This is a genomic window from Synoicihabitans lomoniglobus (assembly GCF_029023725.1).
Taxonomy (GTDB): Bacteria; Verrucomicrobiota; Verrucomicrobiia; order Opitutales; family Opitutaceae; genus Actomonas; species Actomonas lomonigloba.
The window spans coordinates 2,478,619-2,499,828 of sequence record NZ_CP119075.1 but is presented as its reverse complement, the minus strand read 5'-3'; the positions used below and the strand labels follow the sequence as shown (position 1 = coordinate 2,499,828).

17 protein-coding genes are annotated in these 21,210 nt (G+C 59.4%); 7 read left to right on the top strand and 10 right to left on the bottom strand.

The genetic code is table 11. The features are described from left to right. Window positions 1-23 precede the first annotated feature (23 nt). Both dapF and PXH66_RS09805 read right to left on the bottom strand, forming a co-directional pair. Entirely contained in the window at window positions 24-875 is an 852-nt protein-coding gene (gene dapF / locus PXH66_RS09810; RefSeq protein WP_330931410.1) for a diaminopimelate epimerase, read from the bottom strand. Window positions 876-951: 76 nt separating this feature from the next. Further along, window positions 952-2,472, bottom strand: a complete 1,521-nt coding sequence (locus PXH66_RS09805) for a TonB-dependent receptor (protein WP_330931409.1) — start codon at window positions 2,470-2,472, stop codon at window positions 952-954. A gap of 127 nt (window positions 2,473-2,599) precedes the next feature. On the opposite strand from PXH66_RS09805, the gene sppA reads away from it, so the two are divergent. Then, on the top strand, window positions 2,600-4,429 hold the full coding sequence (gene sppA / locus PXH66_RS09800; protein WP_330931408.1) for a signal peptide peptidase SppA: 1,830 nt from the start codon (window positions 2,600-2,602) through the stop codon (window positions 4,427-4,429). Window positions 4,430-4,478: 49 nt separating this feature from the next. Continuing rightward, window positions 4,479-5,009, top strand: a complete 531-nt coding sequence (gene sufT, locus PXH66_RS09795) for a putative Fe-S cluster assembly protein SufT (RefSeq protein WP_330931407.1) — start codon at window positions 4,479-4,481, stop codon at window positions 5,007-5,009. 19 nt (window positions 5,010-5,028) lie between these two features. Here the strand turns inward: sufT and PXH66_RS09790 are convergent, their stop codons facing one another. The 8 genes from PXH66_RS09790 to leuS all read right to left on the bottom strand — a co-directional run bounded on the left by PXH66_RS09790 (window position 5,029) and on the right by leuS (window position 15,351). Continuing rightward, window positions 5,029-6,129: a tRNA-dihydrouridine synthase family protein gene (locus PXH66_RS09790; RefSeq protein ID WP_425609089.1), complete on the bottom strand. Its 1,101-nt coding sequence runs from the start codon at window positions 6,127-6,129 to the stop codon at window positions 5,029-5,031. After that, window positions 6,110-6,586, bottom strand: coding sequence for a bifunctional nuclease family protein (locus tag PXH66_RS09785; protein ID WP_330931405.1), 477 nt, complete (start codon window positions 6,584-6,586; stop codon window positions 6,110-6,112). The genes PXH66_RS09790 and PXH66_RS09785 overlap by 20 nt, the downstream gene beginning before the upstream one ends. A gap of 53 nt (window positions 6,587-6,639) precedes the next feature. Beyond that, window positions 6,640-7,485, bottom strand: coding sequence for an LpxI family protein (locus PXH66_RS09780; protein ID WP_330931404.1), 846 nt, complete (start codon window positions 7,483-7,485; stop codon window positions 6,640-6,642). A 100-nt stretch (window positions 7,486-7,585) separates the two neighbouring features. After that, on the bottom strand, window positions 7,586-9,742 hold the full coding sequence (locus PXH66_RS09775; protein ID WP_330931403.1) for a GumC family protein: 2,157 nt from the start codon (window positions 9,740-9,742) through the stop codon (window positions 7,586-7,588). A gap of 12 nt (window positions 9,743-9,754) precedes the next feature. After that, window positions 9,755-10,342 carry a polysaccharide biosynthesis/export family protein gene (locus PXH66_RS09770; protein WP_330931402.1) on the bottom strand — a complete coding sequence of 196 codons (588 nt, stop codon included), beginning with the start codon at window positions 10,340-10,342 and terminating at the stop codon, window positions 9,755-9,757. Window positions 10,343-10,407: 65 nt separating this feature from the next. After that, the gene (locus PXH66_RS09765) at window positions 10,408-11,547 is read right to left on the bottom strand and encodes a surface lipoprotein assembly modifier (protein ID WP_330931401.1); all 1,140 of its coding nucleotides are present in this window, start codon (window positions 11,545-11,547) and stop codon (window positions 10,408-10,410) included. A gap of 32 nt (window positions 11,548-11,579) precedes the next feature. Next, window positions 11,580-12,632 (bottom strand): FecR family protein, encoded by a 1,053-nt coding sequence (locus tag PXH66_RS09760; RefSeq protein WP_330931400.1) that lies wholly within the window; start codon window positions 12,630-12,632, stop codon window positions 11,580-11,582. A gap of 127 nt (window positions 12,633-12,759) precedes the next feature. Then, complete coding sequence (gene leuS, locus PXH66_RS09755) at window positions 12,760-15,351, bottom strand: leucine--tRNA ligase (protein ID WP_330931399.1); 2,592 nt, start codon at window positions 15,349-15,351, stop codon at window positions 12,760-12,762. A gap of 42 nt (window positions 15,352-15,393) precedes the next feature. Between leuS and PXH66_RS09750 the strand changes: the two genes are divergently transcribed. The 5 genes from PXH66_RS09750 (at window position 15,394) to PXH66_RS09730 (ending at window position 21,166) form a co-directional block, all read left to right on the top strand. Continuing rightward, window positions 15,394-16,722: a trypsin-like peptidase domain-containing protein gene (locus PXH66_RS09750; RefSeq protein ID WP_330932340.1), complete on the top strand. Its 1,329-nt coding sequence runs from the start codon at window positions 15,394-15,396 to the stop codon at window positions 16,720-16,722. Next, entirely contained in the window at window positions 16,719-18,134 is a 1,416-nt protein-coding gene (locus PXH66_RS09745; protein ID WP_330931397.1) for a PDZ domain-containing protein, read from the top strand. Before PXH66_RS09750 ends, PXH66_RS09745 begins: the two co-directional genes overlap by 4 nt. Before the next feature lie 22 nt (window positions 18,135-18,156). Then, window positions 18,157-18,753, top strand: coding sequence for a riboflavin synthase (locus PXH66_RS09740; RefSeq protein ID WP_330931396.1), 597 nt, complete (start codon window positions 18,157-18,159; stop codon window positions 18,751-18,753). Window positions 18,754-18,765: 12 nt separating this feature from the next. After that, window positions 18,766-19,704 carry a uracil-DNA glycosylase gene (locus PXH66_RS09735; RefSeq protein ID WP_330931395.1) on the top strand — a complete coding sequence of 313 codons (939 nt, stop codon included), beginning with the start codon at window positions 18,766-18,768 and terminating at the stop codon, window positions 19,702-19,704. Window positions 19,705-19,807: 103 nt separating this feature from the next. Continuing rightward, on the top strand, window positions 19,808-21,166 hold the full coding sequence (locus tag PXH66_RS09730; RefSeq protein WP_330931394.1) for a GH1 family beta-glucosidase: 1,359 nt from the start codon (window positions 19,808-19,810) through the stop codon (window positions 21,164-21,166). Window positions 21,167-21,210: the final 44 nt, after the last annotated feature.

Genomic DNA, 21,210 nt, shown 5'->3' with positions numbered 1-21,210 from the left:
TTCGGCCGTTTTCTTTGCTGAGATCAGACTTCGACCTCGAACAGGTCCGGTTGCATTTCCCCGACGGCGACCTGATTGACCGACCCCGTCATGCGCACGGCATAGTCGGGCGCGATTTCGATGCCGATCGTTCCGCCGGGCATGTGCACGGTGAGTTTGTCATCCACCAACCCGAGCCGGTGCGCCACGGCGGCGGCGGCGCTCGAACTGCTGCCCGACGCCAAGGTGTAGCCGGCGCCGCGTTCCCAGATCTCAATGCGTATGTTGCCGCGATCGATGACCTCGAGGAACTGCACATTGGTTTTGTGCGGAAATTGCGGGTGGACCTCCAACAGCGGACCGAGTTCGTGCGCCAGCGCCGCAGAGATGGCAGGCAAGGGTAGCACACAATGCGGATTACCGATCGTCGCGGCGCAGAACTTCAAGGTGCGGTCGCCGATCGTGATGGACTCGTTGAGCACGTCGCGCTTTTCGCCCCGGACCGGAATCACGTCGCTGTCGAAACTTACCCGGCCCATATCGACGGTGATAAGGCGGTTTTGCGGGAGGATGTCGGCGGTGACATCACCGCCCGGAGTTTCGATAGTGAAGGGCGAGGCGGTCGCTTGGCCCGAGTCCCACAGATAGCGGGAAAAGATGCGCAGACCGTTGCCGGATTTTTCGGCCTCGGAGCCATCAGGGTTGAAAATGCGCAAGCCGAACTGACTCGAAGTAGACGGGAGCGGCCCCCATAAAATCCCATCTGAGCCCACGCCAAAATTGCGGTGGCAGATCACCCGCGTTTGCGCCCGGGAAGGAGCGTCCCAATCCGGAAAGTCGGCCGGATCGAGCACGATGTAGTCATTGCCCAAGGCGTGATATTTGTGAAATCGCATGGCGGGTTAAAACGAAACGATTGAGCAGAGGGAAGGTCGCGCCCGGCCTCACTCGGGCAGCGTTTTCGTGGCGGTGTCAGTCCTCGGTGGGGTGCAACATTTCCTTGTCCGCCAGCGTTTCACCGTGCCCGAAGAGTCCGTGCTCCTTGATCGCCAATACGATCGGTTCGGGCACCATGCGTTCCCAGGAGTTGTCCCCGACTTGAATACGGCGCAGCACGTCGCGCGAAAAGATGTCGAGGATGTCTGGGTTGTAGCCGACGATGCAGTCGATGTAGTGGTTCTCCATGAGATGCGCGTAGAGATTGCGCAGGTGAGCGGAGACCTGGAGATTGCGGGCCGTCACCATGACGTCCGAGGTGAAAGTCGGTGTCGTAGCCACGAGCGGGGCGGCCGGGGCGTCGTCGGTCCCGGCGTTGAGGTAGCCGTCGTAAGCGGTGCGACGCATCGGATAAACGTAAAGCTTCACCGAATTGCGAAACAGTCGGCCGAACGCCTCGAGAATGCCGCCTTGCAGTGACTCGTAGTATTTCTCGTTGAAGATCTCGAGGAGGTTGTTGATCCCCATGGCGACGCCGATCATTTCATCGGTGTAGCGGCGGAAATAAGAAGTGAGCCGGTAGTATTCCGGGTAGTTCGAGATGAGCACGGTCAAGCCGATCGCGCCGAGCAGATCGACGCGGGAAAGGAAGTCCTCGGCATCGAGATCCCCCGAGGCGAGCAGGTTGTTCATGGTGATCTCCATCAGCACCATCATGTCCTTCCCCTTGACGGCGGACTCCTGCATGAACTGCGCGCAAGCGCAATTGAGCATGTCGACATTGACGTGCGTGACGGGGCGAAAACTTCCGCGTTCCACCAGGATGGCTTTGCGTCGCAACACGGAGGACGGCTGCAGCACCTCCTTGTTGGGACCAAACATAACGGCGTTGGTGAGGCCGAATTGCACCAGATGCAGCGACATGAGGCGATTGTCGACGTTGGCAAACGCGGGTCCGCTGAGGTTGGCCATGTCGACTTCGATGCGCTGGTTGCCGACGTTGTCCATCAACGATGCGATGAGTTTGTCCGGTTCGTCGCGATACATGAACGCGCCGTAGATCAGGTTTACTCCGACGATACCCAGCGCCTGTTGTTGAAGCAGGTTGTCCTTATCCCACATCCGCACGTGGATGATGATTTCGGAGGGCTCGGAGTTGGGGTCGGGCTGAAACCGCATGCCCATCCAGCCGTGGCATTCGTTGTTACCGCGGTAGGCTTTGGCGGCCACGGTGTCGGCGAACACAAAAAATGTGGTATCGGCGCCGCGTTTCTCGGCGAGACGTTGGTGGAGCAGGTCGTATTCATGGTCGAGCATGTTGACCAACCGTTCGCGGGACACGTAGCGCGGGGCCTTGCCGTAGATCTCGTCGCTGAACGTCATGTCGTAGGCCGAGATCGATTTCGCGATGGTGCCCGCCGCGCCACCGGCCTGGAAAAACAACCGCGAGACCTCCTGGCCGGCACCGATTTCGGCAAACGTGCCGTATTTTTGCGCGTCCAAATTGATCGACAGCGCTTTGCGGTTGGTGGTGAGAAGCTCGGCGCTTTGGCTCATGGGACGCACCGTATGCGCGATGCTTCAAGGTGCAATCTTCCCGTGCAGGAACCGATGGTAAACTCCTGCGACCGATTGACGAAAAGCACTGGCTGACGCGTCCGCAGTGCGTAGGGTCTCCCTACGCATGAAGACTTTTTTCGCATCTTTGTTGGGTTCGCTGACCGGTTTCCTTCTTTTGTTTCTGGGCGGTGGGTTTCTGTTGTTCCTCTTTATGATGTTTGCCGCGGCGATGGGGGAGCCCCAGCAGCAAGCGATCAAGTCGGGTTCGTATGTGGTGTTCGATCTTTCGACCAACATTTCCGATGCACCGGTGCAGCTGGACGACAGTGCAATTCTGGCCGCGTTTTCGGGGCAGGACGTGCCCGCCCAATTGCAGACCCGTCAAGTCACCCGGGCGCTGCATGAGATCGCGCAGGATGATCGCATCGCCGGCGTCTACCTCACGGGCTCGTTTACTCCTCAGGGCTACGGCACGTCGTTCGCCACGTTGCAGGAGGTGCGCCGGGGTTTGGAGGCAATCAAAGCGGCGGGAAAACCGATTCAAGCCTACCTCGATTATCCCGATACCCGGGATTTTTATTTGGCCAGCGTGGCGGATGACATCGGCATTGATCCCAATGGAGTGTTGTTGATGCCGGGGCTGGCGACCGAACCGACCTTCCTGGCGGGATTGTTCGATAAATTCGGCATCGGGGTGCAGGTCTCCCGCGTCGGTAAATACAAGTCGGCGGTCGAAACCTACACGCGCCGCGATTTCAGCGCGGAGAATCGGGAACAATTGGAAAGCCTGCTGGGCGATCTGTGGACGCAACTTCGCGATACGGTCGCGACCGCCCGGGGGATGGATCCGGCGACCTTCCAAAGTTTGGTCGATTCGGGGAAAAGTTTTATCGTCTCTGATCTGGTCGAGGCGGGCTTGGTCGATCGGGTGCTTTATGCGGACGAGATCTACGACGAGTTGAAGCAGTTGACCGGTGTCACGGAACCGAAGGAGGCCTTCAAACAGGTGAACCTGACCGCCTATATCCGGCAGATGAGCAAGGTGCAGGTCGGGGCGGAGGAAAGCCCCGCGGTCTTTGGCAGCAAGCAAGGCAAGGTCGCCGTGATTTACGCCGAAGGCGCGATCGTCGGGGGCCAAGGCCGTCCCACCGATGTGGGCGGTAAAAAGTTCAGCCGTGAGATTCGCCGTTTGCGACAAGATCCCAGCGTCAAGGCGATCGTGTTGCGGGTGAACAGCCCCGGCGGATCGGCCGCGGCATCCGAGCACATCCAACGGGAGTTGCGTCTCGCGATGGAGAAAATGCCGGTGGTGGTTTCCATGGGGGGCTATGCGGCATCGGGTGGTTATTGGATCTCCGCCTACTCCCATCGCATCTTCGCAGAACCCACGACGATCACGGGTTCGATCGGCGTCTTCTCGATGTTGTTTAACATCCAGGAACTGGGCCACGATCTCGGGCTGTCATGGGACAGCGTAAAAACGGGCGAATTTGCGGATGCGCTCAGTGCCTCGCGACCGAAGACCGAAGCCGAATTGGCGCTTTTCCAACGAGGCACCGACGACATCTACCGGCAGTTTGTGGCCAAGGTCGCGGAAGGGCGGGGGCTCGACCCCGCCCGCGTCGAAGAGATCGCGCAGGGACGCGTATGGTCGGGCACCTCGGCGCTCGAAATCGGATTGGTCGACGAAATTGGCGGTTTGGCCGATGCCATCGCCTTTGCCGCGTCCGAAGCCGGATTGAGTGAAAAGTTCCGCCTCTATGAGTTCCCGCGCAAGAAGGAGTTGGCGGAAGTCATCGCCGAAGCGATTAACAAGCTCCAGCCGGGGTCGGCTCACTCGGGGTTGATCAGTCAGGTTTCCAGCAAAATTGAAGCATCGTTGGAACAGTTGGAGCAATTCAACGACCCGCGGGGAATCTACGCGCGCATGCCCACGGAGTTCATTGTCAAATGATCGAGTGGGGGCTTCCCATGCCGCCTCGGTTGAGTTGAACTCAATTTCCATGTCCGACCACACTCTCAGCCGCGAAGTTGCAGCCACCGTCATTCCCGCCGGCACGCCGGTGAATTTACCCGCGGGGCTCTCGGTTCATATCGTGCAGTCTCTGGGTGGAAACGTCACGGTGCGCACCGATCACGGTCTGTGCCGCATCGCGCAGAGTGATGCCGACGCGATCGAAGGTTACACCGCCGATGATGCGGCGACCGCGACCGTGGAAGAATTCAGCGAAGCCGCGGTGTGGGACGCGTTGAAAACCTGCTTCGATCCGGAAATTCCGCTCAATATCGTCGATCTGGGCTTGGTCTACGATCTCTCGGTTGAAGACCTCGCCGAGAGCGGCCGAACCGTTGAAGTCAAGATGACCTTAACGGCACCGGGTTGCGGCATGGGCCCCACCATCGCCGAGGATGCGCGGCAGAAAATCGCAGCGCTACCCACCGTGGCGGCAGCCAAGGTTCACATCGTGTGGGATCCGGTCTGGTCGCCGCACATGATTTCAGACGCGGGCCGCAAGGTGCTCGGACTGGAGTAGCACGAATCGGACGACCCGTTCAGGCCGTGACGGAGTCGAGCGAACATCCGCCCACGCCCACCGTGGTCTCGCAGTTCGGCCGCGCGATCACGCCCGGGTAAGGCTCATCGGCGAACGGTTTTTCGGGGTCGTTCAACAGGTGTCGACGACAGACCTCGAACAGGGTGGCTTGGCTGGTGGTGCGGCGCATGTCGTAGAGGAATGCGCCCTGGGGATCGACGCCCTGTCCGACGAAGTTGAGAAACTTCTTCATTCGATTCACATGCGCCAGCTCCGGAGTTTCCGGTGTTTTGGTCGCATGAAACAACGTTTCTGTATAATCGTAGACATCCGCCAACTTGACCGCAGTGACCGGTTGGTGGGCAAATAGCTCGCGGCATTGACGAAAGATCCACGGATTGCGAATGGCGTGCCGTCCGATCATGACGCCGGCGGCTCCCGTCTGCTCGACGATGCGATGGGCACTGGCTGCCGAGGTGACGTTACCATTGGCGAGCACGGGACAAGGCACGCGCTCCACGGCCCGCGCAATCATGTCATAGTGCACCTCGCTGCGATAGCCCTCCTTCACTGTGCGACCGTGCACCGCCAGCATATCGACGCCGTGTTCCGCGACCGCATCCAGCACGGCTTCGTAGGGAGCCGTATCGTCGAAACCGATACGCATTTTCACGGTGAACAAACCCGGGCAGGCCGCCCGCAGGGCACGTAGGATTTCATTCACCCGGGTGGGGTCGCGCAGCAACCCCCCGCCGACGTTTTTTTTGTAAACCTTGGGCGCGGGGCAGCCGAGGTTCAGATCGATCCCGGCGATGGGGTGGGCGAGCAGGGCTTCGACGGTGCGTTCGAGGTGGGGAATGGACTCGCCGATGAGTTGGGCAAACACCGGCCGACCGGTTTCGTTTTCGTCGATCGAACGAACAATGTGTTTTTCCAGACGCGAGGTGTCGTGCACGCGAAAGAACTCGGTCACGAAATAGTCGGGTGCACCGAAGCCCGCCACCACGTTCATGAAGGCGAGGGTGGTGACATCCTGCATCGGGGCCAGCGCCGTGAGGGGCTGGTGCGGGAGGATGGGAGCAGGCAGTGGCAGCAAGGCGTCAGGCTTTGTCGCTGTCATCACCAGTCGCTTCTTCACTGCGTTGACGCAATACCCGCTCGAGAATTTCGGTCATGTCCTCGACCGAATCAATGACCTTGCGGGCCACGAACAGCGGTCGTTTATGCTGCAGGGCCAACACCGTCGAGTCACTGGGGCGCGCATCCACTTCGATGATTTTTTTGCCGATTTCATTCTCCATGCGCAGGAGGATTCGCGCGAAGAAGGTGCCTTCGTGAACGTCGTTGATGATCACGTGTTCGAGCGTCACGCCGAGTCCCAGGAACATCTGGCCGATGAGGTCGTGGGTGAGGGGGCGTTCCTTGCGCACCCCATCGAGCGTCATTTGGATCGCGTTGCCCACGGAGTGATCGACGTAGATGACAAATGTCTTGTCGTCGTTGCCCAAAAAGATGGCACAGCCATTGGCGGTGGGCATCACACCTCGGACGGAGACTTCGACTACATCGGCTTGCATGGAGGCAACGTGGGCGAGGCCGTCGCCCAGCGCAAGCGGTCCTGCGGGAGATATTACATGGTCGTGCCGAGCAACGAAATACCCCACTCGTGGGCCTGTTGCTCCACGGCGGGTCGGTCGATAACCAGCACTTTGCCGGCTTCGAGCGCGGCGGCTCGGATGCCGGCATCACGCATGGATTGCAGGGTGCGCAGGCCGAAGCACGGCACGTCAAACCGGTAGTCCTGCGCCGATTTGACCGTTTTTACGAAGAGCGCATCCTCGGTTTTGAACCCACCGGCGCGCCGGATCATTTCGTCGGTGCCTTCAAATGCTTCCACCGCCAGCACCGTGCCTTTGCGCACGACACAACCCTGGCCAATATCCAACCGGGCGCATTCACGGGCGATTTGCACGCCATGGGCGAGATACTCGTCGGGTATGGGGAATTTGCGGCCGGCAAAGAGCCCGGCCGGTGCGACGTGCGCGTCCAGAAAACTGCGGGCGTCCAATAGATTGATGCCCAGCTTTTCGATTTCCTCCGCGATCGCGCCAAAGATGGTTTCGGCATTGCGGCGTTTGAGAGAAAAGAGAATTCGGGTCGCCTTGAGGTCCGGGTGGAGTCCCTTGAAGAGTCGGCGGGGCGTAATCTGTCCCGCCATGATCGCGTAGCCTGAATCGAATTTTTCCAACGCTTTGAGCATGTGGCCCAGTTGCCCGACTTTGATACGGACCCGGTCCGCGGCGGGCACAGCATGATAAAGCTCGGGCACCGTTTCCTCTTCGAACGCGATCAATTTGAACGGAACACCGGCTTCGCGCACGGCGTCGGCCACCAGTTGGGGATACTGGCTTTGACCGGCAATCAAGGTAACGGGGCGCGTTTGATCAAAGTCGGAAGGCAGGTAAGCGGAGAGCATGCGCACGGAATCTGGGCGAGGCGGCCGTAAATGAAAAGACCGCAGCGTGAGTCACGCCGCGGTCTGGGGAGAGAGGGAGGGAACGCGCCGGTTCGATGGTCTAGGTCTCGGCGCCGTAGTATTTTTTGTAGCTACGGTAGTAACGGTAGTTTGAATAATACTCGATGCGACGCGGTGACAGACCGTTGAGCACGATGCCCAACAGCTCACGTTTGGCGTTCTTCAGTGCCGTGACATACTGGCGGATGTGCTTGCGGTAGGCGCGGTTGAAGCGGCAGACGTAAATCACCTCGTCGGCGTGTTCGGCGATGAGCAGTGAGTCGGTGACTGCACCCAGGGGAGGGGAGTCGATGACGATGAGTTCATACTCCTTCTGCAGACGGTCGAGCAGTTGCACGAACGCCTTCGATTCCAACAACTCGGTGGGAATACGGGAACGTCCACCGGAACGCAGGAGATCAAGATTCTCACCGACGCGCACGATACCCAGTTCGGAGTTATCGGCCGCGGACTCTCCTAGTTCACCACCGGATTCAGACCACGTGATGATGCCCTTGTCGTTCTCCATTTGGAAATGGCGATGGAGCATGGGCCGACGCAGATCGCAGTCGATCAGCAGCGTCTTGCGCCCATGACGGGCGAAACCGCCGGCTAAATTACACGAAACGAGGGTCTTTCCTTCGCCTGGAATTGTGCTGGTGATCAGGATTGATTTGGGAAAGTCCAGTTTCGAGTGGATCTTCGCGGCGCTGTAGACGCTGAGGAAAGACTCGGTTCCCGGCACCTGTCGGTTCTCGAGCACGAGCGAATATTTCTCTTCGTCCTTCAGCGTGTTCAAGTCCGGGATGATTCCCAGGAGGTTGGCTCCGATAAAGTGTTCCACATCCCAGGCGGACTTCACGCGGTCGTCGATGAAGCTCAGGCCCACGGCGACGCCCACGAAGACCAGGATAAAGATCATCACGGAAGACTTGATGATGCCGGAAATGTTCGGCGAATAAGGGGCACCGGGGATCTGGGCATTGTCGAGAGGGTGAACCGGGACGCTCTCGATCCGACGTTCCGTTTGCACCTCCTGCATCCGTTGGGTGATTTGCACGAAGTTGTTGCGAGCGATATCAGCCTGATTCTTGAGACTGCTATATTCGGCTTCGAGGTCCTTGAGCCGACGTTGTTCGGCTTCGGCGACATCGAACTCCTGTTGCATGGCTTGTTCGGAAGTTCGGGCTTCGGCGACGGTCGAACGCAAGTCGGCGATGGCGAGATTGATGGCCTCATCCAATTGTCGCTGGGTGACGGCAATTTCGTTGCCCACCACGATCATGCGCGGATGACGTTCCAGGTAGCGCTCGGCCAGAATGGATTCGTTTTTGCGCAGTTCGGAAAGTTGATTGCTCAGTCCCTTCACCGTGCCGTGTTCGGCGATGTAGGAAATCTCCAGCATGTCGCGGCCTTGTTGTTTAAACCGCTCAATTTGGTTCAAAAGCTCTTCCACCCGGATGCGCGTCAGGCGGGCCGACGTGCGGGCTTCATCCGCCTGAACCAGCCGATTGCGAACCAAGTTCGTGCTGTTGTCCAATGACATCAGGTTGTGCTTTCTCTGGTAATCACGGAGTAGGCCCTCCGCTTGCTCGGCTTCGATGCGCAATGTTTCGGCCCGTTGTTCGAGAAACACGGCGGCGTTGTTCGTCTTGTCGAAACGGCGATCAAACAGGTAGCGCATGAATTCGCTGACGAAGCGATTGGCCACGAGGGCGGTGGCTTCGGGGTCGCGATGGGTAATGCCCACGCGAATGATAAAGCTGTCCCGGATATCGCCCACGCTCAGGCTGCCCAGCGCAGCTCCCACGGAGGGAGGCTCCTGACCGGGCTCCAGATCGGCCAAATACGGTCGCTGGAGGATGCGCACCTCTTCGGGAGTGAGGGAGCGGATGACGCGGTTGCGCATCTGATCGCTGGCCAGTTCCTGCAGGTAGGTATTGAGATCGATGGCGGTGTTGGGCGCTTGGTCGAAGCTCCGGCCTTCGATGGTGGTATCCGGTTTTTCGAACCGCATGGTCGCGGTCGACTGATACATGGGGACCTCTTTGGCTCGCTGATAGCCCAATCCGATGGACACCAACAAGGCGAGGGGGAGGGCGATCCAAAACCGTTCGCGCAGAATGATGGCGTAATCGCGCAGCGTTCGCCGTTCACTCAGTTGCTCGTCGACCGGGTTCTTCGGTCGGGGAGGAGAATTTTCTTCAGGTTCTGACATGCGTCGGCGCGATTAGAGGAACTTCATCGGGACGAATACGATGTCGTCCGGTAGCAGAAGCATGGAGGCTTCCGATTCGCTAGCACTTTCTTTGCCGACCATGGCACTTTGCACATCAATGGTGGAAACAGATTTGGTGCCATCGGGGTTGGTGCGAGTAACCGTGACGGCACGACCTTTGGCCAAGTCGGTGAAACCACCGGATTTCGTGATGGCATCGAGCACGGTCATTCCCGACTCAATCGGCAATGAAACCCGCCCCGGCGAGACGACTTGCCCTTGCACGATAACTTCGCGGGCGGCGTATTCTTCGACCGAAATGGTCACCTGGGGTTTGCGCAGAAAGCGACCATCCTGGTAGGCACGCTCGATGGCATCCTGGGCCGCTTCCACCGTAAGGCCCACCACGCGGACCGGACCGACGAGCGGCAGATTGACTTCACCCTTGGCGTTTACCCGGGAAATGATCGAAAGGTCATCCTCTTGGAAGATCGCCACCCGCAGTCGATCGGTCAGGGCGATGATATAGGTGATGGCGCGACTATTGGGCCCCGGGCGAAAGGCCGCGGGAGCTGGTTGGGCCGGTGAAATTTGCGTCAAAAGAATGACTAGCAGGGCACAGAAACTACCCCGTAATGAAACTAGTTTTTTCACGTTTTTCCTCCTTAAAATTGTGAGCTGGCGTCAAACGTAAGCGATTGACGATCGAAATCGGCAAACGGGAGCGTCGACCAATTGATGAAATAGGAATAGACGAGACCCAACCGCAGGCGTTCCGAGAAGGTGTAGGAAACTCTCGCATAGGCTGAAGCAAAGGTATCTTCCCGGCCGCCGCCCGCAATGCCCAGAAATTTGTTGATACCGCCACTGACGCCAACGCCCATGTTGAGCTTCGCGGAACGAGCGTATTGGAGATTCAGACTGGCGGTGAGCGAGTCGGTCGACAAGTCGGTGGACGTGAGATTGAAGTCTTCCGCGATTTGCGCGCTAAGCGCCAACTTGCGGGTGAAACTCCAGCTCGCCGAAATCGCCGCGTTATAACCGGTGTAATTTTCAGCGGTCGCGCCCGAGGCGTTGCGCACCTGATAGCCGACGCGGGCAGTGCCATTGAGTCCGGGGAGAATACGGCCCGAGACACCCGCGGTGAACGAATGATCCAAGTAGGAGGTCAATCGCGAGGTATCGGTGGAACGAAGGCGATAACCGCCAAAAATATCACGGGTGGGGGACAGGACGTAAAACCAGTCGGCGGATAGGGTCGAACTGGTGTTGTCTACAAATTGGTTGTTGTCGGTATAGTCCTGTTTGTTCCATCCCAGCCCCCCGGCCAAAGAATGCCGTTCGGAGACCGGGTATTTGAATTTCAAGTTGGCGCCGTAAACGTAAGAGTCGGTGCGCAAGTTGACTGTGGGGTCGGCCCGGGTCGATTTTTTGAAATTAAGGCCCAACGTGCCAGTGGTGCGACCGGTGTTTTTGTTAAACTCCAACGAGAAATCCGGGTTCTTGAAGTTCTCGGTGGTGTTACTCGAAAACTCCGAAAAATTGACGTTGGCGGATGCGTTGACGCCGATCAGTCCGGCATGCCGCCGGTAGTCTAATCCCACTTGGCCGGAGTAGACATAGTCCTCACCACCCGCCGCCGAAGCGAAGATGTTGGTGTCCCAGGTGACGGAAACACTGCCGCGCACGAAGACTTGGTCTTTGCCCTGATTCCACCGCACGATGGCGTGAGCGGGAATGGCGCTGGAGGCAACCAGTCCACAAAGTAACCAGAATTTGGTGCGGTTGATGGCAGAGATGGTCATCGACGAGGAATCAAAAGGGGACCGGGTTATTTCTAACCGGAGCCGTTGCCAGTCGTGACCGAGTCATTGCTTACGGGCGTCGCTTCCTGCGCTTGAGTCAAATCGGTGACTTCGACCGCCACGAATTCGACATCGGACGGATCATCACCGGCATCATTGTCGTCGCCTTCATCGAAAATATTGGCCCAACCGTCGCCCGAGCTGTCGAAACCGGAACCGGCGGAAAGGTCGTTGTCGTCGGACGAAGCATCGGGATTATCGCTGCCGTCGCCTTCGTCACCATCGTCGTCCTGGTCACCATCGGTGTCCGTGCCGATTTCGACGGAATCCGAATCGGGGCCGTTGCCGATTTCTTTCTTTTCAGCCACGTCGAAGAAGACGGTCTTACGAGCATTGCAGGCCAAGGTCACCTTGTCCTCCACAAACTCCATTTCGTCTTCGGGAATATCTTGAATTTGAATCACCGGAGCTTGACCGGGCAATTGGCGAATAATGGCCTGCTGGCCACCACGGAGCGTTTGTCCGCTGGCGTCGGCAGGACCTCCTTTTACGGTCACATCGCCTTCCACCAATGAAATTTTGGTTTCGTTGTCATTGGCTTCGATCACGACTTTGCTGCTCCGGATGGAGACTCCGCCAATGGGAGTTGCATAGTTCATGGTGCTACCGGCCACGAGTTTCGGAGTGCAGAGCCCCACGGTTCCGCGAGGAATGAAAGCTGCCGTGCGCGAAATGGAAGGTTCGGTTTCCAGATCGGAGCGATCCGGGGAAAACGGTTCCTGGCTGAATCGTTTCACTTCCATCCGGGTGTTCGTATCAAGAAAGACTCCGGTGCCGTTGGAGAAAACCATCGCATTGTTCGAATCCTCCATGGTCTGAATCACGGTGCCCTGCGCGTTGTGCACCGATTTTTTGGCCAAATCCTCAATCCGTTCTCCCGTATCAATTTCCGACTGTCCTTCCAAGTCGGCCACGTAAAGTTTGCTGGTCGGATTCTTTTTGGCCGCCGTAGCTACAGATACCAACACCAAAGCACTCACCATGGTCGTGGTGACGATTTTCGTAATTAGCGTGGTTGTTTTCATGGTATGATTATTCACTTGCGTGAGAAGTTAACGCAACCCTTGGGCATTCCGTGAAAACACTCAACTCGATATGGGTGTTCCTCCATTAGGCCTAAGGACAATACCCTAGGAGAAGATTTTACGGTTCCTATGCAATAACAATATTCAAAATCCGCCCCCTCACGTAAACGACCCGGCGGATGGTGCCGGCTTCGAGATGACCGGAGATATTGTCCAGTTCGCGGGCGGCTTTCATGGCGGCCTCTTCGTCGGCATCTTTGGAGAGGGTGATCTCCCCGCGGCGCTTCCCGTTGATTTGCACCACCAGCTTTTGAGTCTGGGTCTCCAGGAGTGACGCTTCGTAATTCGGCCATGGCGTGGCCTGAACGGGAGGAGGGCCACCGAGTATGCCCCACAACTCTTCGCCGATGTGCGGAGCAAACGGCGCCAGCAATTGCACAAACGCTCGAGCGGAGTCCCGGCTGATGGCGGGAGATTTTTGCAAGGCGTTGGCGAAGATCATCATTTGAGAGATCGCCGTGTTGAAACGCAGGGCTTCGATGTCTTCGCCGACTTTCTTGATCGTCGCATGCAGGAGGGTGGTCAATTCCTCCGGCTCGGAGCCGGCGGCATCGGTGACCTTGGTGCTGGCGGCGCCTTCGGCATCGACCAACTCCCGCCACACTTTGAGCAGGAAGCGATGCACGCCTTCGATGCCCTGAGGGTTCCACGGTTTCATGGCGTCCAGGGGACCGAGGAACATCAGGAAGAGGCGCAGACTGTCGGCACCGTGGGACGCGATGATCGTGTCCGGGCTGACGACGTTGCCGCGGCTTTTGGACATTTTTTCGCCGTCCTCACCGAGAATGATACCTTGGTGAAACAGTTTTTGAAATGGTTCGTCGAAGGGCAGCAGACCGATGTCGAAGAGCACCTTGTGCCAAAAACGAGCGTAGAGCAGGTGCAACACGGCGTGTTCGGCACCGCCGACATAGAGATCGGGGGCTCCCCAATATTGCAATGCTTCCGGGCTGGCGATCGCCGCGGAGTTTTTAGGATCCAGGTAACGCAGGTAATACCAACACGAGCCGGCCCATTGCGGCATGGTGTTGGTCTCGCGCCGGGCGGCGAACCATGTCCCATCAGTGGGGCGGTCCGACGTTTTGGGCGCGGATGCACCGGTCGCCGGATTGAACCAGATGTCGACCCAGCTCGTGGCATTGGCCAGCGGGCTTTCGCCACTGTCGCTGGGGAGGTAGGACTCCACCTCGGGCAATTCCAAGGGCAGGGTTGAGGCGGGAACGGGAACGGCGTAATGCGTGGTGCCATCGGCCTCGTAAGAAACGGGTTCGGCCGGCAACATCACCTGACCGGAGGCGGCAATGGTTTCGTAGTCGGCCCGGTTGACCCAGGCGATGGGGATGGGTTCACCCCAATAACGTTGGCGGGAGAACAACCAGTCGCGCAGCTTGTAGTTGATGGTCGGCTTGCCTTTGCCGCGCGCTTCGAGATCGGCGGTGATTTTCTGTTTGGCTTCACGCCATGACAGGCCGCTATAGCCGTCGGAGTGGACGAGGTTGCCATCACCCACGTAGGGCAATTCGGGATGGCCTTCGCCGTTGCCGGAATGGTCGGCCGGTTCGATGACTTGCACGACCGGAATTTTGTATTTCGTAGCGAATTCGAAATCGCGCTCATCGTGCGCGGGCACGGCCATGATCGCGCCGGTGCCGTAGCCCATGAGCACGTAATCGGCGATCCAGATCGGCACGCGTTGGCCGTTGGCGGGATTGACGGCAAAAGCACCCGAAAACACACCGGACTTATCCTTGGCGAGATCGGTGCGTTCCAAATCGCTCTTGGCGGCGGCTTGTTTGCGGTAGGCCTCCACGGCGTCGCGCTGTTCCGGACTGGTGAGTGAATCGACGTAGGGATGCTCAGGGGCGAGCACCATGAAGGTCGCGCCGAAGAGCGTGTCGGGGCGGGTTGTGAACACGACCAGATCATCGAGGCCGGTGTTCTCGAGACCGAAGCGGACTTCGGCGCCTTCGCTGCGACCGATCCACGCTTCCTGCATGCGTTTGGTGGAGTCGGGCCAGTCGACGTGCTTCAGGTCGGCGAGCAAACGCTCCGCATAGGCGGTGATTTTCAGGACCCATTGGCGCAGAGCCCGCCGCTCGACGGGGTGGTTGCCGCGTTCGGATTTGCCGTCGACGACCTCTTCGTTGGCCAGGACGGTTTTCAATGCCGGGCACCACCACACCGGGCGCTCGTCAACGTAGGCGAGGCCGCGTTCGAAGAGTTGCAGGAAGATCCATTGGGTCCACTTGAAGTAGTGCGGATCAGTCGTGTTGATCTCGCGTTCCCAGTCATAGGAAAACCCCAGCGCTTTGATCTGCCGGCGAAAGTTATCGATGTTGGCGGCGGTGTTGGTCGCCGGGTGCGTGCCGGTTTTCACGGCGTGCTGTTCGGCCGGCAGGCCGAACGCATCCCAGCCGATGGGGTGGAGCACATTGAAGCCCTGGGCCCGCTTGTAGCGGCACAAAATATCCGTGCCGGTGTAGCCCTCCGGGTGGCCGATGTGCAGTCCCGCTCCGGAAGGATAGGGAAACATGTCGAGCACGTAGTATTTGGGTTTCGGTGACGCGTCCTCGGCCCGAAACGCTCCGTTTTCTGCCCAGAAGGATTGCCAGCGGGGCTCTATGGAGGAAAAGTCGTAATCTTTGCTATGCGTTGCCATCGGAAGGAATCGGCCACTGTGACACTTTCACTAACTCGGTCAATGATGCGACTCCTTGGATTGCTAATGCTCTCCTGGGGATCGGCTTCGGCGTCTTTTTCGCAGACGGAGCCCGGGTTTAAACGACTGCTCGATGCCGTGGTGCGCATTGACGTGCGCGAGTATGCCTATGAGGCGGGCGCGAAACGCTTCACCAGTGGGGTCGGTTCGGGCGTCATCGTGTCAGCGGATGGTCTGATCCTCACCAATGCCCATGTGGTCGGTCCGCGGGCGGTTGAAATCAATGTCACCCTCGCCAATTTGGAGCGCGTGGGCGCGGCGTTGGTGGGCTGGGATCACTGGACGGATCTGGCCCTGTTGCGACTCGATGCCGCCGAACTTAAGCGCAAGGGGTTCACGCTGACGGTGGGGCAGTTTGGGGATTCGGAGTCACTTTATCCTGGTCAGACCGTTTTTGCGGTGGGCACGCCGCACGGTCTTACCCGCACGGTGACGCGGGGGATCATCTCCAACCCGCGCCGTTTTTTCTCTGATTCGCGAGGTGTGCGCGGTTACGAGACCGGATTGTTCAACACGTGGCTCCAAACCGATGCCGCGATCAACCCCGGTAACAGCGGGGGCCCGCTCGTCGATGAGTCCGGAGCCGTGGTCGGCATCAACTCGCGCGGTTATCTCGGGGCGGATAATCTGGCCTTTGCGATTCCGTCGGCGACCGCGAAAGAGGTGGTGGAGGGGTTGGAACGCGATGGTAAGATCACGCGCAGTTATATCGGGATCGTGCCCGGTGCATTGCAGGACCTGGAAGGGTTTTATAACTTGGAGCTCAATACCGGCATGTTGATCAACAGCGTCGATCCAGGGTCGCCGGCCGCCGAGGCCGGGCTCCGCGGCGGCGACATTTTGTTGGAAATCGACGGGGTGGCGGTCGATGGGCGTTTCCCCGAGCAATTGCCTCCGATCCAGCACTTGATCGCGACCCAACCGGTCGGCACGTCGATCGCGATGCGGGTCAAACGGGGTAGCACCACCGAAGCGTTCAACGTCGTGACTGAACAATTGGTCAGCCGGGTGGGCGAAGAAGGCGTGTTGGAAAAATGGGGGCTCAGCGTGCGCGAGGTCTCGCGGGCTTATGCTCGTGAAAACCAACTCCCCAATGCCTCCGGGGTGTTGGTCATCGGTGTGCAACGCGGGTTCCCGGCGGCGGTCGCCGGACTGGCGGCGGGCGACGTGATCACCGAGATCAACGATCTGCCGGTCGATTCGCTGGCGGTCACGCAAGCCGCCGAGGATGCCTATGTCGCCGACCCGCAACGGGTGCTCATCGAAGCACGCCGCAAATTCCGGGTGTCTCTCTACATTTTAAAACCATGATGAAAAATCGCCCCCGCTGGATGGCCGTCACGTTGCTGCTGGTCGTCATCGCTTTTCGCGCTTCCGCCCAATCGAATCTGCCCGCCTTGCCCGATTTGATGGACGAGCGTCTGCAGTCCATCGTCGCCATCGAATTCACCATCGAGCACGAAGTGGATCGCACGGTCAATTTCGCCTACGGGGTGGTGATCGACCGGCAGGGCACGGTCATTTTGGAGTCCAACGCGATCAGCGATCGGGCGACGCCGGAGCAGTTGGTGGATTTTCGCGTCTACCGGCCCGACGCGCCGACCACGCGGTATTCGACCGCCGAATACCTGGGGCAGGATGGTTACACCACCTGGCACTTCGTGCGGATCGGTGACGAAGGGCGTGGCGGATTGCGCCCCATCACCGACTTTCTTCCGCGCAGCGGGTATGTAATTCCGCGGGTGGCGGAGGAAGTGTGGGGCATCGGACTGCGGGAGAAGGACGAGGATTTCCGACCCTATTACCTCGGTTCACGCGTGAGTCTCGTGCAGGAGCTGCCGCAGTTGACCGGCATCGCGCTGCAGGATGTGGCCGGCCGCGGCCTGCCCGTATTCAATCGCGCGGGCGAGTTTCTGGGGTTGGGCGCTTCGGGCTTCGGCGAGCGCGTGGTGATTTATTCGCAGCGGCGGCGCGGTGAAATGTCGGTGCTGATCAATCCCGAGGAATGCGCGGCGTTTCGGCTGGCTTCGGAAGTGTTGCTCGCGGTGGACCGGATTCCCGACAATCCCTATGGCCGTCCGTTGCCGTGGTTTGGCGTGGATGGCATTGATCCGGTCGACCCCGAGGTCGCGGAATTTCTGGGTTTGGGCGCCGGCACGGGCCTGGTGATTTCGGAGATTCTCACCGGTAGTCCGGCGGAAGCGGCGGGACTGTTGCCGCGGGATATTTTGATCGCGCTGGACGGCGTGCCGTTGCCTCGGCTGAAGCCCGATGCGGTGGTGACGGCGTTTCTGCAACGCGATATCCTGCGTCGTCGACCCGGTTCGGAAGTCACCTTGACCGTGCTGCGCGATCGCGCGCAGTTGGATCTGCCACTGCAGCTGGCCGATGCGCCCAAAACCCCCAAGGAGGCGGAACGGGAGTATTTCGAGTCTTTGGGGCTGACGATTCGGGAAACGGTTTACAGCGACGTGGTGGCCCGCCGGGAAGACCCGACCCAACTCGACGGCGTGATCGCCCATTTTGTGAACCCCAGCAGTCCGGTCGGCACCGCCGGACTCCAATACGATGACTGGATCAAGGAGATCGATGGTGAGCCCATCACTTCGTTTATCCAAGCCCGGGACTTGCTGACCGCCGTCAAAGACAGCGGTCGTCCGGAAATCGTGATTCTGGTGAGCCGCGGCGGCAAGACGTCCGTTTTGCGCGTGAAATTACAATGATCCCCTTGAACCCTTAGTCGTTATGTTTACCGGAATCATCGAAGAGACAGGCCTGATCAAATCGTTCGAGCCGCAAGCCGAAAGCTGGCGCTTGGTGGTTTCGGCCGCCCGCGCGTTGGTCGACGTGGAGCTCGGTGACAGTATCGCTGTGAACGGCTGCTGCCTGACCGTCGTCGCCTTTACCGGCAATACCCTCAGCTTCGACGTTCTGGCCGAGTCCAAACGCTTGACCACGCTGGATGAGCTCGGTGTCGGCGGCACGGTCAACCTGGAGCGAGCGGTGCGGTTCAACGGCAAAATGGGCGGACATTTCGTTACGGGCCATGTCGACGGGCTGGGTCGGATCGAGGTCTTCGAACCGCGGGGCAAAGACACCTACCTGCGCGTGCAAGCGCCGGCGGGCATGGGGCGTTACCTGGTCCAAAAGGGGAGTATCGCGATCGACGGTATCTCGCTCACCGTCGCCGAAGTGGAAGGCGATGCGTTCGCGGTCTGGTTGATTCCGCACACCATCAGCGCGACCAATTTGTCGACCAAGCGCGAAGGTGACGCCGTGAATCTGGAATTCGATCAAATCGGAAAATACGTGGAAAAGCTGGTGGCTCCGGCGTTCCGCTGAAACGTTGTTCCCATGCGCGCCACCCTGCATGCGCTCACTGAAGAGCTCCGCCGCCTCAAGACGACGGGCGTGAAAACGGTATCCGTATCGGAGGAGTCGTTGTCCACGCTACGCGCCCTCGTGCGGGCGCGGCAACCCGCCACGCCGGTCGGTCAACCGGAGACCATGGCCGAGGCACCACCGGCGGCGGCAGAGCGCGGGACATCACGGGGGAAAAGTAGTTGGACGCCGCCGGTCGTGCCGAAACGAACCGCGCCCGCGCCGGTCGAGTCCGGTCTGCCGTCGCCACCGGAGGTGGTGTTGCCCGACGGCGACAAGCCAACGCAGTGGAAAGCCTTGTTGGCGCAAGTGACCAACGACCCGGTGTGTCGCGAAAATATCCGCGCGGGGAAAAAAGTCGTGCTCGGGGTGGGGAACCTGGATGCGAAGATCTTTTTTTGCGGGGAAGCTCCCGGCGCGGAGGAGGAAGTCAAGGGCGAGCCGTTTGTTGGTCCCGCGGGGCAGTTGCTGACCAAGATGATTGGGGGCATGGCCTTGCAGCGCGACGACGTCTACATCGGCAACATCATGAATTGGCGGCCGCAGATGCCGACAATTGACGGTCAGGAACAGGTGGGCAACCGCCCGCCGTCGGCCGACGAAATGAACTACTGCATGCCGTATTGGCGGGCCCAGCTGAAGATCGTGCAGCCGGAAGTCATCGTCGCTTTGGGCTCCACCGCAGCCAAGGGATTGTTGGGCGCGGGCAGTTTCAAAACGCTTGGGGAGATTCGAGGCAAATGGCACACGTTTGAAGGCACTCCCGTGATGGTGACCTATCATCCCAGCTATATTTTACGCAACCAATCCAATCGTTCGAAACGTGCGATTTGGGAGGATTTGTTGCAGGTGATGGAGCGGGTGGCGTTGCCGATCAGTGACAAGCAACGCGGATATTTTCAGGCGCGGTAGGTGTAACCATTTGATGGTGACACCACGTTTGTGATCAGGCGCGGCGGGAGGGAATTCAGACTCGCCACGACCTCGCCCGCCCCGGAATCTCGTTCTCCAGCCTATGAGTTTCCAACCAGACTTCGCGTGGGGCGCAGCCACGTCCGCTTATCAAATTGAAGGGGCGGCGGCGCTCGATGGACGCAAACCATCGGTGTGGGATCGATTCTGTCGACAACCCGGGCGGGTGTTTGAGGGACATACCGGCGACGTGGCCTGCGATCACTATCACCGGTTTCGCGAGGACATTGGTTTGATGAAGGAGATCGGTCTGAAAGCCTATCGTTTTTCATTGTCCTGGTCGCGCGTCCTGCCCGACGGCACCGGGGCGATAAACGAGAAGGGACTGGCGTTTTACGACCAACTGGTCGACGGCCTGCTCGAAGCCGGCATCGATCCCTGGGTCACGTTTTTCCACTGGGATTATCCGCTGGCGCTGCAAACTCGCGGAGGCTGGCTCAATGACGAAAGTTCGAAGTGGTTTGCTGAATACGTGCAAGTGGTGACCGATCGCCTGTCGGATCGAGTTTCGCACTGGATGACGTTGAACGAACCGCAGTGCTTCATCGGTCTGGGCCATCGTTCCGGCGAGCACGCGCCCGGGGATCGCATGGAGATGCCCCACGTGTTGCGCGGTGTGCACAACGCCTTGCTGGCGCACGGGCGGGCCGTGCAGGTGATTCGGGCGAGCGCCAATATCGCGCCGAAAATCGGGTGGGCCCCGACGGGTGATGTGGCGGTGCCGTTGACCCGTAGCGAGGCCGATGTGAACGCCGCGCGGGACGCTTATTGGTCGATCGAGGACGGTTCGGTGTGGAATCAGGCGTGGTGGTCCGATCCGGTGATCAAGGGGGCGTATCCACAGAATGGACTCGAAGCTTACGGGGAGGCGGTTCCGCCGCACACGGACGCCGAGATGGCGATCATCTCGCAGCCGTTGGATTTTTACGGCATGAATCTTTACAACGGTCACCTGGTGAAAGCCGGTGCCGACGGAAAACCGGAGCACGTGATGCGGGACCCCGGGGTGCCGACCAGTCACTTCCAGTGGCGCGTTACGCCGGAAGCGCTGTATTGGGGGCCGAAGTGGGTGCACGAGCGCTACGGCTTGCCGATCGCGATCACGGAAAACGGACTCGCGAATCAGGATTGGGTGGCGATCGACGGCGCGGTGCACGACCCGCAGCGGATCGACTATGTCAGCCGTTATGTGCGGGAGCTGCGCCGCGCTGCGAGCGAGGGCGTGAGTGTTTTAGGCTATTTTCACTGGACGCTGATGGACAATTTCGAATGGGCCGAGGGCTACCGTTTCCGGTTTGGTCTGGTGCATGTGGATTTCACCACGCAGCAACGGACGCTGAAGGATTCGGCCTATTGGTATCGGGACGTGATTCACTCCAACGGGGCTAACATTCCTGATTAGATGACCGCGACGCGCGGGGGAGTTGCGAAATGACTCGGATGAGT